This window comes from Gimesia chilikensis, from assembly GCF_007744075.1.
In the GTDB taxonomy this organism is placed as follows: Bacteria; Planctomycetota; Planctomycetia; order Planctomycetales; family Planctomycetaceae; genus Gimesia; species Gimesia chilikensis_A.
Genome location: NZ_CP036266.1, coordinates 4200592 through 4213517 on the forward strand (window position 1 = coordinate 4200592; position 12926 = coordinate 4213517).

9 protein-coding genes are annotated in these 12926 nt (G+C 53.2%); 3 read left to right on the plus strand and 6 right to left on the minus strand.

Going from position 1 to position 12926, the window contains the following annotated elements; all coding sequences use genetic code 11:
- Positions 1 to 26: 26 nt before the first annotated feature.
- Complete coding sequence (locus tag HG66A1_RS15840) at positions 27 to 2201, minus strand: GDSL-type esterase/lipase family protein (protein WP_145185843.1); 2175 nt, start codon at positions 2199 to 2201, stop codon at positions 27 to 29.
- Between the two features lie 244 nt (positions 2202 to 2445).
- The gene (gene map, locus HG66A1_RS15845; RefSeq protein WP_409999482.1) at positions 2446 to 3243 is read right to left on the minus strand and encodes a type I methionyl aminopeptidase; all 798 of its coding nucleotides are present in this window, start codon (positions 3241 to 3243) and stop codon (positions 2446 to 2448) included.
- Positions 3244 to 3448: 205 nt separating this feature from the next.
- Between map and rlmB the strand changes: the two genes are divergently transcribed.
- A complete protein-coding gene (gene rlmB / locus HG66A1_RS15850; RefSeq protein ID WP_145185848.1) occupies positions 3449 to 4234 on the plus strand; it encodes a 23S rRNA (guanosine(2251)-2'-O)-methyltransferase RlmB in 786 nt (261 codons plus the stop codon).
- Between the two features lie 43 nt (positions 4235 to 4277).
- Here the strand turns inward: rlmB and HG66A1_RS15855 are convergent, their stop codons facing one another.
- Together HG66A1_RS15855 and HG66A1_RS15860 are read right to left on the minus strand one after the other, a co-directional pair.
- On the minus strand, positions 4278 to 7430 hold the full coding sequence (locus HG66A1_RS15855) for an efflux RND transporter permease subunit (RefSeq protein WP_145185851.1): 3153 nt from the start codon (positions 7428 to 7430) through the stop codon (positions 4278 to 4280).
- Between the two features lie 70 nt (positions 7431 to 7500).
- Positions 7501 to 8712 carry an efflux RND transporter periplasmic adaptor subunit gene (locus tag HG66A1_RS15860; RefSeq protein WP_197996611.1) on the minus strand — a complete coding sequence of 404 codons (1212 nt, stop codon included), beginning with the start codon at positions 8710 to 8712 and terminating at the stop codon, positions 7501 to 7503.
- 221 nt (positions 8713 to 8933) lie between these two features.
- Between HG66A1_RS15860 and HG66A1_RS15865 the strand changes: the two genes are divergently transcribed.
- Positions 8934 to 9671 (plus strand): CorA family divalent cation transporter, encoded by a 738-nt coding sequence (locus tag HG66A1_RS15865; protein WP_145185857.1) that lies wholly within the window; start codon positions 8934 to 8936, stop codon positions 9669 to 9671.
- A gap of 7 nt (positions 9672 to 9678) precedes the next feature.
- Here the strand turns inward: HG66A1_RS15865 and HG66A1_RS15870 are convergent, their stop codons facing one another.
- Entirely contained in the window at positions 9679 to 10851 is a 1173-nt protein-coding gene (locus HG66A1_RS15870) for an FAD-dependent oxidoreductase (protein ID WP_145185860.1), read from the minus strand.
- 206 nt (positions 10852 to 11057) lie between these two features.
- Between HG66A1_RS15870 and HG66A1_RS15875 the strand changes: the two genes are divergently transcribed.
- Positions 11058 to 12560: a M81 family metallopeptidase gene (locus HG66A1_RS15875; protein WP_145185863.1), complete on the plus strand. Its 1503-nt coding sequence runs from the start codon at positions 11058 to 11060 to the stop codon at positions 12558 to 12560.
- 12 nt (positions 12561 to 12572) lie between these two features.
- On the opposite strand, the gene HG66A1_RS15880 is transcribed toward HG66A1_RS15875, so the two are convergent.
- A complete protein-coding gene (locus tag HG66A1_RS15880) occupies positions 12573 to 12914 on the minus strand; it encodes a translation initiation factor (protein ID WP_145185866.1) in 342 nt (113 codons plus the stop codon).
- Positions 12915 to 12926: the final 12 nt, after the last annotated feature.

Below are 12926 nucleotides of genomic sequence, written 5' to 3' on the forward strand. Positions count from 1 at the left end.
TTTCAAGTTGTCACATCTTCAGAAAATCAGTCGAGCTGAGACTTCAACCACTGCTTCAGCAGTTCTGCTGCGGAAACGTTTTCTCCGTGAGAACGTTCGACGAGGGTCAGGTCCTGCCCCAATACCAGTTGGCGGGTGAGTTTGTCGTTTTCTGTGACCGGATGTTCTGCATCGAACACGTCCGGATGGAAAACGACACAGTCCCAGCCTCCCGTACCGAAATTGAGTGAGTAATTCATGGTCCACATCATACTGCGGATGAACTCTTCCTGTGATTTGGCCTGTGCATCGCGAGGAATCGCCAGCAGAACCAGATCTGGTTTGGCTGGACGGATGAGCTGTTTTGCATCAGCTTCGATTTGCTTGAGCGTTTTTCCGGACGTATCCCAGGTAGTCACTTCCAGTTTGGCTTCAGGAGCGATTTCCGGTAGCACTGACTTAATCAATTGATCCAGAGGGGGCTGGGCAATGACTTTGATCGGCCGGTTGTCCTTGATGAGACTTCTGGTACGTGGAATCGCGATCTCCAGCGGTTTCACATCATCCAGTGAGACCGTGTTTCCCGTAACGGATGCCGCTAACAGCTCTGCCATTTTTTTGTGGCCCGCCATGTTGGGATGAATCTCATCACTCATCTGCATTCGCCAGGCGAGCGGATCCTGTTTCCGCAGTGCAGAGAGTTGCTGATAGGTATCACAGACAGGCACACCCAACTCTGTTCCCACTTTGCGGACGACATCACAATATTTGACCAGTTTTTCTGCGGGACGACTGGTGGTGGTAATCACGGCATTGGGAGTACAGAGCAGGACTTCCGCACCCGCCTCACGACACTGTTTCACAATCGAGTGCAGGTTTTTCTCATAATCTTCCAGCGGAACCCGCGTCATGTCGTTCAGACCAAACATGACCGTGACCAGGTCAGGCTGATGCTTGAGCACGTCCCGTTCGATGCGCGACAACGCATTGACAGTGGTGTGTCCGCTAATGCCTGCATTGATCATTTCCAGCTGAGAACCCGGAACCGCTTTCTGCAGGGCAATGCCCAGCATGTCAGTATAAGCCCGCCGACTGCCAGTGTGATAATAGACGCCGGTCACGCTGTCGCCGAAACAGACAACCTTCGTCGGCTTGCCTGCTTTCAGTTTGGCGAGCGTTTTGGGAAAATCACTCGAGGGGGAAGCACTCTGCTTCTGCTGGTCGAACCAGTTGGGTGGAACAAAAAGCGACCAGACCTGACTGCTGAGTGGCTGCGCATGGCCGCCGGCCAGCCAGATTTTGTCTTGGAAGACGAAAGCCGAATGCTCGTGTCGCTCTTTCCAGACGACGTCCGATTTCAACTCGGTCCAGTCTTTGCCATCCTGAGAATACCAGACGTCCTGCTTATTGGTTGAGGGATTGTTCGACCAGCCGCCGATCACCCAGATACGATCTCGATAGACAACCGAAGAGAACCAGAGCCGCTCATGCCAGGGTGCATGTGCCGTCTCCTGTCGCCAGTGAACTCCGTCTGCGGAACTCCAGACGTCATTATTCGCATGATATTCGGGGGTGTAATTGCCGCCACCAAACACATAAATTCTATCGTTCAATACAGCGGCCTGGTGATAGGCCCGGGGAGTCCAGCCGGCGTGTTCCGTGGCCAGCTTCCATTCTTTCCCGTCGTCGGAATACCAGACATCGTTTTTGAGGCTTTTCTCATCGCCGAAATAATAGTTCTCGGATCCGCCGAGCAGCCACATCTTGTCTTTGAAGGTGACAAGAGCAGCTGCCAGTCGAGGAGTCCAGTTCGCTTTCTTGGTGACCAGATCCCAGTCTTTTCCATCTTCGGTTGACCAGACCTGATTCCCGGCGGAGTGACCGGGTAGCCGACCATTATACCAGCCTCCCATGAGCCACATCTTGTCTTTGAAGACGACCGTCATCGGCAGGTCGCTGTGAATCCAGGGGGCCTGCTTTGTAACCAGAGACCATTTCTTGCCGTCGGAAGATTTCCAGACATCTCGGGGAGGTGCTTCGTAGGAATTGAACCAGCCTCCAAAAATCCAGAGCTGATCTTTATAAACCAGCTCCCCTTGTGAGTCACGGGGTTGCCAGTCCGCTTTTTCGGTGACCTTCACCCAGTCCAGTTTTCTGTCTTCGGCAAAGCCTGCGGTGGATATCAACAGGAACAACAGCGGCAGCAGGAAGGATCGCAGCATCTCAACTCCATACCTGATTGTGTGCAAAGGGTCACGCGAGCATATCAGTAACAATCTTAAGTAATTATTACCATACCCTGCAGTTTCCTCAGGTTGCAAGCGTACGTCTCCTGTGGCGCATCAGAACTGAAATAAAATTCGCGGGATTTAGAAGCGATACTCTGTTCAGATACCGCGCAGCAGGAGCATACGCAGAGACTGTGAATGTCTGGAACGGCTACCGTCTGCTGTGACAGCGGTGCGTTTAGAAACGGTGCCCTGGTTGGGGACCTTCTTTGGTCAGCGTCAGAATTTCCGGGCCGGTATCGGTCATCAGAATCGTATGTTCGAACTGAGCTGAGAGCTTGCCGTCCTTGGTACGAACAGTCCAGCCGTCGCTGCGGTCTTCAACGGTTTTCCAGGTACCGGCGTTCAACATCGGTTCAATGGTGAAACACATTCCAGGCAGCAGCAGATCGCGTTCTGAGCCTGAGACTGGGTAATGGGGAATGCCGGGGTCGGTATGGAAATCACGTCCGATGCCATGTCCCTGGTACTGCCGGACGACTCCGTAACCGAGTTCCGTCGCAAAATCGTAAATGACTTCGCCGATCTCGATGACACTGGAACCGGGTTTGATCGTATTGATCGCCAGAAACAGGGATTCATAAGTCGCTTGAACGAGCTTACGGGCTTCTTCGGAGACTTCGCCGACCAGGAAGGTTTCCGACTGATCGCCATACCAGCCGTCCACGATACTGGTGATATCCACGTTGACGATGTCGCCTTCTTTCAGCTCGGTGTCATCGGGAATCCCATGGCAGACGACTTCATTGATACTGATGCAGCAGCTCTTGGGAAAGCCATGATAGCCTAAGGTGGCAGGTGTATGACCGTTGGATACCGTGTATTCGTGAACCACCTGATTGATTTCGTCCGTTGTAATCCCCGGTTTGACATACGGGCGCAGATGATCCATCAAACTGGCATTGAAACGGGATGCGATTCGCAGTCGTTCCCATTCGTACGATTTATAAATAATTGGATTTCCGGACAAAATGATCGCCTCTATCTCTTTTCATGTTCGAATGACAGTGATGTGATTCAGAGTGGAGAGAGTTCATGCATTCCGCTAAGATGCGTGCGGTGTGGCCCCACTGCAAACTGATTCCTGTTGCAGGATAATAGTTTCTGTCAAATCGCAGCAATATTCGTTATTCACTGCGATATGCTGAAATATAGAATAAACAAACTTACAAAGAATTCCTATGGTCGGAAAGCATTCTAAAGTAAAGAAAAATAAGCCTCTGCTGGGAAACCACCAGAAATGCTGGATCTGGGGAAGAAATGCAGTTCGGGAAACACTGTCTGCCGGCTTCTGGACGATCTGGGAATTGTTCCTCTCTGACAGACTGCCTGCCGAAGAGCTTGAGGAACTCGAAGCCTGCGCTACAAAGCATTCCGTGCCGGTTGTGATTACGTCAGACAAAACACTGACACAAAAATGCAGAGCCGGTGACCACCAGGGAATGATCGCCAAGATGGCCCCCTTCCCGTATGCAGACCCGGAACAGATTCGACAGCAGACGACAGGCACACCGCTCTACCTGATTCTGGATCGGGTTCAGGACCCGTATAATTTTGGAGCGATCATCCGTTCGGCCGAGATTCTGGGAACGGATGCGATATTTCTTGGTGAGCAGGAGCAATGCGATGTGACCAGCCTCGTCTGTCGCACCTCGGCTGGGGCGGTAAATCATGTTCCACTGGCACAAGTGCCGAATCTGGTCGCATTCTGTCAGCAGTTGAAGTCAGAAAAAATCAACGTGCTGGGAACAGCGATGCAGGCGGAGGAGACGCTCGTCGACTATTCCTTCACACACCCCACGGCTCTGATCGTAGGGAATGAGGGAACGGGACTGCATCCGGATCTGCTTGCCGCCTGTTCGCATCTCATCCGCATTCCGCAACAGGGACAGACCGAGTCGCTCAATGTCGCAGTCTCTGCAGGGATACTGCTCTACGAAGCCAGTCGGCAGCGCGGGTTCCAGTAAAGCAACCCGAGAGATTACATCTCGTCTTTTCTCCACGCGGTGTTTATTTCGCAGGGGGAGTTGACTCGGAGATGATCTTGGAATCCGGTTTGCTGTCGGTCATCCATTCACTCACGATCTGGATCACCACATACATGACAGGCACCATCACCACGCCGAATAATGTAGCAGCGGTAAGACCTGCGACCACCGCGGTACCCAATGCCTGTCGACTCGCGGCTCCGGCTCCCGATGCGATCGCCAGAGGAATCGCCCCCAGAATCGCGGAGAACGCGGTCATCAGAATCGGCCGGAAACGGAGATTACAGGCTTCAATAGCTGCATCGCGAATCGAATTCCCAGCTTCACGCTGCAATTTCGCGAATTCGACGATCAGAATCGCGTTTTTACTGGCGAGTGCAATGAGAAGCACGAAGCCGACCTGGGTGTAGATATTGTTGTCCATCCCACGTAACATGGTCGCGAAAATCGCACCGAAAATTCCCAGAGGAACCGACAGAATCACGGATAGTGGAATCGACCAGCTTTCATACTGGGCACAGAGAAACAGATACACAAAGACCAGAGCCATCGCAAATATGAACGGAGCCATGTTCCCGGCTTCAATCTGCTGATAGGCAATCCCGGTCCACTCATACCCGAAGCCCTCGGGAAGAACTTCATTACAGAGTAATTCCATTCGCTGAATTGCCTGACCGGAACTGTACCCTGGTGCCGGGTTACCGGTGATCGCAGAGGTCGGATAGAGATTGTAGTGATCTACTTCCTGCGGTCCGGCACTGTTATTGACTTTGACCAGGGTATGCAGGGGAACCATGCTGCCACGTCGATCGCGGACTTTGAGCCGCGTGATGTCCGCCACTTTACTGCGGTAGTCTTCATCCGCCTGAACCATGACCTTGAAAGTCCGGTTGAAAAGGTTGAAGTCGTTGACATAGGTTGACCCCAGTTCCGCCTGCAGAGTATCGAAAATGGAATTCAGAGGGATGCCCATCTTGATGGCTTTTTCGCGGTCGATGTCCAGATAGATCTGAGGCACAGTGGCACTGAAACTGGTATTTAAGCCCCGCAGTATCGGATCTGAGTTCCCACGGTCCATGAGATCGGTTGTGGCCATCTGGAGGACATCCATTCCGGCAGCGCTGCGGTCCTGTATCTGAATCTGGAATCCCCCCGCATTACCCAGTCCCTGAATCGCCGGTGGAATAAAGGCGAAGCAGATCGATTCCTGAATCTGGGCCAGTTCCTTCTGTAAGCGCGGCACCAGGGCAAAGACGTGCAGATCGGGAGACTGTCTTTTGTCCCAGTTCTCCAGCGCAATGATGGTTGTAGAATAGTTGGAGGCGTTCGAGTTATTCAACATCGAGAAGCCTCCCATGGTAATCACGTGTGTTGCGGAGGGGAGATCCGCAGCCAGTTTATTAATCCGGTTCTGTACAACGCGGGTCCGGTTCAGAGCGGCACCATCGGGCAACTGCGTATTCACGAAAATATAACCCTGGTCTTCGTTGGGCAGGAAGCCGCCCGGCACGGACATGAAACCGACTCCGGTTGCGCCAAAAATGACCAGCATCGGGATGAGCATAATAAACGCGCGTCGGACACAGGTTTTGACGATTCTCATGTAGACATTCAGTGACCGGTCAAAGCACCAGTTGAAACCACGGAAGAAGAGTCCCTGTCGCTCTTTCGTCTGACGCAACATGATACCGCACATCGCGGGACTGAGCGTCAACGCACAGACGGAGGAAAACAGGGTAGCGATGGAAATCGTCAATGCGAACTGACGATACAGGCGACCGGTGATCCCTGGCAGAACCATGGTGGGTACGAAGACCGCCAGCAGCACGAGGGTAGTCGCAACCACCGGACCGGTGATTTCCATCATTGCTTTTGCGGTCGCTTCCTTGGGAGAACACTTTTCCGTATCGAGAATACGGGTCACGTTTTCAACCACCACGATGGCATCGTCGACGACAATCCCGATGACCAGCACGATTCCGAACAGGGAGAGCGTGTTAATCGTATAGCCCATGGCCAGCATAACCGCCATGGTCCCCAGGAGTGATACGGGGATGGTCACCGCAGGAATCAATGTGGCGCGGAAATCCTGCAGGAAGACAAAAATGGTGATAAACACCAGCAAAAGTGCCATGAACAAGGTTGTGACCACTTCGTCAATCGAGGCAGTTACAAACTCGGTGGAGTCATAAGGGACGGAATATTCCAGCCCTTTGGGAAAGTCTTTTTTGAGACGTTCCAATACCTTACGTGACTTCTCGGCAACATCGAGTGCATTCGCACCGGGTAACTGGTAGATTGCGATCAAAGCGGCCGGTTTGCCATCTAATTGGGAATAACCGGAGTAGTCTTGAGCCCCCAGTTCGACGCGAGCCACATCCTTGATCTGGGTGATCTGCCCTTCTTCGCCGGTTTTGATGATAATGTCAGCAAACTGTTTGGGATCGGTTAATCGACCGAGGGTTGTCACAGTCAGTTGGAAGTCCTGGTTATCGGGATTGGGTTCCTGACCAATTGAACCAGCGGCCACCTGCACGTTCTGCTGTCGAAGTGCATCGACCACGTCAGTCGTGGTGATATTACGGGTATCGAGCTGATTTGGGTTCAACCAGATCCGCATTCCGAAATCCTTGGCATTCACCACATTGACGTCACTGACCCCATCAATTCGTTTCAGCTCGTCGTTGATATTAATAGAGGCGTAGTTGCTCAGGTAGAGTTCATCAAAGGTTTCGTCCGGCGAATTGAGGGCAATTACCAGCGTCATGTTGGTCGATTTTTTCTTGGTGGTAACCCCTTCCCGTTTTACATCTTCGGGAAGTGAGGGATTGGCGATCGCGACGCGGTTCTGCACGAGTACGTTGGCCATGTCGAGATCGGTGCCGACATCAAATGTGACGGTTAATGTCATATTCCCGTCGCTGGTACTGCTGGAAGACATGTAGAGCATATTTTCCACACCGTTGACCTGCTCTTCGATCGGGGTGGCGACGGTATCGGCGACCACGTCGGCATCCGCACCACGATAGGTGGCGGTGACGGCAACCGTGGGAGGTGTGATATCCGGAAAGAGTTCCACGGGTAACAGCGGGAGCGAGATGGCACCGACAATGGCGATGACGATCGAGATCACGCTGGCAAAAATCGGATGATAGATAAAAAACCGGGAAAACATCGTCGTCCGTTTCGTAATAAATATTCAGTCAGACAAATCAGAGAATCAAACTAAATGGCCCTGGTGCGGCTCAGTTCTGCTTGTTGTCAGTTGCAGCGGCAGGTTTGCCCTGCGCATTACCGGTTTTCTTCGGTTCCGCGGCGGGTTTTGCCTGCTGCGGTGCTGCCTGTTTATTCTGCTGCTGACCACCGGCGTTCTGCTGGTTTCCTGCAGGCTGATTATTGGTTATCGTCACCGGTTTCCCGGGACGGGCGCGCTGAATGCCTTCTGCGATATATTTCTCTCCCGGCTTGATCCCTTTCAGAATCACCCGCATGCCGTTATCGAGCTGACCGATTTCCACCTGTCGTTTCTCGACGATGTTATCTTTCCCCACGATCAGCAGGTATTTCCCTGCGAGGTCGGTCCCGATCGAGACGTCCTGCACCAGTACTGCTCCGGGAATCGGATCACCATAGACGCGGACGCGAACATACAGACCCGGATAAAGAAACCCCTCTTTATTCTCCAGTACCGCCCGCACCTGAATAGTACCGGTGCCTGGATCGATTTTATTATTCGCAAAGTCGATAGTACCGATGTGTGGATAGCCCTCTTCGTCTGAGAGCCCCACATGTACCTTCAAGGGGTTTTTATCAGTGGGTGATCTTTTTTTCTTTAAAGCCTGCAGCCAGAGACGCTCACTGGCATCAAAATAGACATAGATTGGATCCATCGTCACGATACTCGTGAGCAGTGTGTTTTCTCCGGAGCCGACCAGGTTGCCGACATCGACCAGGTTACGGCTGATCTTGCCATCAATGGGAGATTTGATTGTGGTATAGCCCATATTAATCTGAGCCTGTTCGATATCCGCCTGCGCTCCCATGACAGCTGCCTTGGCTTTATCACGGGCTGCGGTGGCATCGTTGACATCCTGGGGTGTGACCGCCTGTTTCTTTAACAGTTCAGTATAGCGATCCAAGGTTGCCTGAGCATCGACCAGTTGTGCCTTGGCCGCTTCCATCTGAGCGTTGGCTTTATCCAGAGCCGCCTGGTACTCGTCCTGCTGAATTACAAACAGCAACTGCCCTTTTTTGACATCGTCTGATGGCTGGAAGTCGATCTTTTCCAGGAAACCCGCGACGCGGGCGCGAATATCTACCGAGGCGACGGAAGCCAGTGTTCCAGTGAAATCTTCATTGAAGACCACTTGTTTGACAACCGGTTCTGCAACTGTGACGGCAGGCGGTTTCATCTGCGGTGGTGGAGGCGGCTGATTACAGCCACTAAGCAGCAGCACAAGGGGACACATTAAGATTAAAGATTTGAGAATTGAAAATCGGACGGGTGAATCGTTCACAGTGCTCCCTTTAATCGCTACCAAGACCTGTCATTCGTCTTGAAGTATCTCAGAATCCGGATCATTTCCATATATACGCGGCCCGTAGTAACAGGCATACTACTCACTTAGACACTCTAAATGCAATTCTCATTTGACTTAAAAAGAGATTGAGAACCAAGATGCAGGATTCTTCAGTATTACCGGCGACGTGGAATGTCCCGGCTGAATTTCAAGATCGACTGGGAAAACAGGTCGGGCGACAGAGAACCATGGTTGCAGAAGGACACCTGTTGATCATCCTGCATGCACCTCCTGAGCCGGAAGACAGTTATCGTAAAGGCCGTTTCTTCTGGCGCGAACCGGATGCCACCTGGCACGCCTCTGAGTTCAAAAGCGGCCCCGACGCGTTGAATGCCCACTTCGAAGAGTATGAAACGCTGTTGGAAGACTATGACGAAAAAGTAGACCAGGCGACCAGCTCGCTCGATTACCTCGAAGTGCTGAATCACCTGGGACCTCTGTATCGGGCCCTGGCTCATGCAACGCAGGCCCTGCAGATGGCGCGCGAGGCGATTCCGAAAGACAAACTGCTGATCGACTATCGCGATAACGCCTATCGACTGGAACGAACCGCCGAGCTGTTGATTACCGATGCGAAAAATGCGCTGGAATATATCGTGGCGAAACAGGCAGAAGAGCAGGCTAAAGTTTCTGCACGCATCGAACTTTCGTCGCACCGACTGAATCTGCTCATTGCTTATTTCTTCCCGATCGCCACACTCAGCACGATTTTCGGTTCCAACTTTCGTCACGGCTACGAACAGTACCTGACTCCCTACCCGTTCTGGATCATGGTGGCGACTGGACTGGGGCTCGGTTTTTTGATTCACCTGTTTCTCAAACGGGGTCCGCGGTGACCGACGACTACTTACCAGGCTGAGAACTGTGTAACCAGCCGGTCTTGAAGCCACAGAGTGTTTTGAGCATCTGTTCGCGCAAGACTGGAGTCTGACTCATGACGGGTAAACTGAGATCCCGGCCCCAGCCGCGGAGTACGCCGGGTGACTGAAAGAATGGTGAGAGCCAGCCCGTAATCCGCTGATAGAAACGAAGCTTGCTGCGTCGGCTCGATTCATAGAGGTGACAGGCAGACTGAAAGTCACCCTGCTGCTGCAGGCATTCGGCAAAGACCCAGACATCTTCCAGTGCCAGATTGGCCCCCTGCCCCAGATGCGGGCTGGTGGGATGAGCGGCGTCTCCCATGAAAATGACACGGTCAGCGTGCCAGTTACGAAGTGAGATGCTGCGGTAAGTGGTAAAGGTGTAATCCTGAAAGCCGGTAGTCTGACTCAACAGTTCTTCTGCCAGCGGACAGAGGGCCAGCACTTCCTGCTTCCACTGGTCGAATCCCTGCTGCTGGTAGTGGCTGAACTGGTCTGCCGTCAGTCCCCAGAAAAAACTGCATTCATCCTGCCCGATGGGTAACAGACCGGCCAGCCGATGAGTCCCGGAGACCAGTTGTAACAGATGATCGCGGACCGCGGTGCATTTTCCCGTGGCCCAGAGCGCCCCGTACTCGTATTCGACGCCCCGTTGCGGAATCCCGCTGACCGAGCGCAACTGAGAGCGCGAACCATCGACGGCGATCAGAAAATCGAACTGTTCTTCACACTCTCCCTGTTCCAGTTGCAGGGTCAATCCAGCTGATCCATTCTGATAACCGATCACCCGGGATCCTTCGTGAATTTCAGTGCCCGCCTGTTGAGCGAGATTCAACAGCGCGGTAAACAGTCGTCCCCGATGCACTCCCAGCCCAAACAGATCGGGATGCAGTCGCTGGTATTCCAGACGAATCAGACGCTTGCCTGATTCCCGGACGGCTTCAATCGCATTAAGTCGAGCGGACTCCGCGGCGATCTGTTCATAGAGGCCCAACTGCTGGAGAACCCATTGCCCCACAGGCTGGATCATGATCCCCGCTCCCACAGGACCACAGTGAACCGCCTGTTCAAAGAGCGTCACAGTATGCCCCTGTTGGGCGAGCAGAGCTGCCGCTGCAGTCCCCGCGATTCCACCGCCTGCGATTGCAATCTTCATGTTATCGGCTCAATGTTCGAGAGTTTCTGGAGGAGAGGTCTGACTGGCAGACTCACTACATAATGAAAATCAGACATTCTGAAAAGAGGAAACCAGAGCGTGGATTCGCTTTCTTTTTCTGAAATCTTTAACTATGTTAAATAACACAGATCCGATCTGTACCTCTGGTGCTCATCCATCCCAATAACCTCCCAGGAGTCTTCCTCATGCGAATCGCAACCGGCGGTGTGCTTCATGAAACCAGCACCTACTCTGATCTTCCCACCACGCTGAATGATTTCATCAATGACCGTGGTCTGTTTCGTGGTCAGGAGATCATGGAGACGTTTCCCGGCGCAAATGTCTGTATTGGCGGCTTCATTGATGCAGCCAAACGACACGGTTTCGAACTGATTCCGCTGCTATGGACGTTTGCTTTTCCCAGCGGTCTCATTGAACGGAAGACTTATGACGACCTGCTCGCTGAGTTCCTGGAACGACTGAAAGCGGCTGAAGACGAAGGGGGCCCGGTCGACGGTGTGCTGCTCGACCTGCACGGGGCGATGGTGATCGATGGCATTGAGGATGGCGACGGTCACTTCATTTCGAAAGTACGCGAGTACCTCGGAGACGACCGGCCGATCCTGGTGACTCCAGACATGCACGGCAACCATTCTCCGCTCCGCGTGGAACAGGCAACCGCCATCCTGGGTTACGACACCTATCCGCATATCGACATGAATGAGCGGGGACAGGAAGCAGCAGATCTCATCGTGCGGATTATCAACGGTGAGGTCAAACCGGTGATGACACTCCGACAGATTCCATTGTTCTGGAGCACCGCCTGCCAGGTAACCGCACACATGCCGATGAGAGAGGTCATGGATTACGCGCATGAAATCGAAACCCGCCCCGGTATTCTGGGCGTTACCGTCTCGACAGGATTCCCCTGGGCCGACATCCCTGAAGTCGGCCCGTCCATCATCGTCGTGGCTGACAACGATCAGGAACTGGCAGACAAAACGGCGGACGAACTGAGTGGCTGGATCTGGGAACGGCGACGCCGCTGGTACAAACTGCCCTTCTCGGTCACCGATGCGATCAAAGAGGGACAGGAAATCGGCAAGTTCCCGATCATCCTGGCCGACCACGCCGACAATACTGGTGGTGGTACCGCCGGCGATTCGACTGAGATCCTGCAGACCTTTCTGGACATGAAACTGGACAAGGCTTTAATTCTGTATATCGTCGATCCCGAGGTCGTGGCGCTGGCACAAGAAGCTGGCGTGGGGGACACGATTGAAACTGAGGTCGGCGGCAAGTCTGATCCGATTCAGGGACCTCCGGTGAAGATGAAAGCCACCGTCAAAGCGCTGTCTCAGGGCGAGTTCAAGTACGATGGTCCGATGTATGCAGGACTGACGGGGAACATGGGTCCCTCTGCCTGGATTCAGCAGGATGGCGTCAACGTGGTGGTGGTGACTGCCCGCGAACAGCCTTTCGGGCCGGCGTTCTCCAAGACGCTGGGAATTGATTGTGAATCGATGAATTACATCTCAGTCAAATCATCGGCGCACTTCCGAGCCAGTTTTGAACCATTCGCCGGCTCGATCTTCAACGTGGAAGCCCGCGCGATTCACACGCACGACTTTGCCAAACTGAATCATCAGCGCAGAAAGCAGGATTTCTATCCGGTCGAAATCCCTTACGAATCGGCACCGGATATTTAAACTGCGGGGGCTTCAGCCTTTGACTTTGAAGCCCATCTGCTGGAGAGTCTCGCGGACCCGGTCCAGTTGTTCTCCCTGAATTTCCAGATCTTCGTCCTTGAGTGCGCCGCCTGCGCCACAGCGGTCTTTGATCTGTTTCAAGAGTTCAGGGAGATCATTGCCTTCCGCGGGCAACCCACGGATCACGGTGACGCGTTTCCCTTTTTTGCGTTTTTCGATCGACAGCCGCGCAGTCTGCTGCTCGGGAGGAATCCGAAACGGTGGTTCGGGCGGGCAGATGCACTCCTCTTCCAGCTGATCGCATTTTTCGCAGCGGGGAGGTCGGTCAAAGGGAGTTCCTTCAAACAGACGCATGGTATCTCCTTC

Bases quoted from the DNA above. Each gene is read 5' to 3' on its own strand.
- rlmB (WP_145185848.1), top strand. From the start codon at position 3,449: ATGGTCGGAAAGCATTCTAAAGTAAAGAAAAATAAGCCTCTGCTGGGA.
- HG66A1_RS15870 (WP_145185860.1), bottom strand. From the start codon at position 10,851: ATGAAGATTGCAATCGCAGGCGGTGGAATCGCGGGGACTGCAGCGGCA.
- HG66A1_RS15880 (WP_145185866.1), bottom strand. From the start codon at position 12,914: ATGCGTCTGTTTGAAGGAACTCCCTTTGACCGACCTCCCCGCTGCGAA.
- HG66A1_RS15840 (WP_145185843.1), bottom strand. From the start codon at position 2,201: ATGCTGCGATCCTTCCTGCTGCCGCTGTTGTTCCTGTTGATATCCACC.
- HG66A1_RS15875 (WP_145185863.1), top strand. From the start codon at position 11,058: ATGCGAATCGCAACCGGCGGTGTGCTTCATGAAACCAGCACCTACTCT.
- HG66A1_RS15855 (WP_145185851.1), bottom strand. From the start codon at position 7,430: ATGTTTTCCCGGTTTTTTATCTATCATCCGATTTTTGCCAGCGTGATC.
- HG66A1_RS15865 (WP_145185857.1), top strand. From the start codon at position 8,934: ATGCAGGATTCTTCAGTATTACCGGCGACGTGGAATGTCCCGGCTGAA.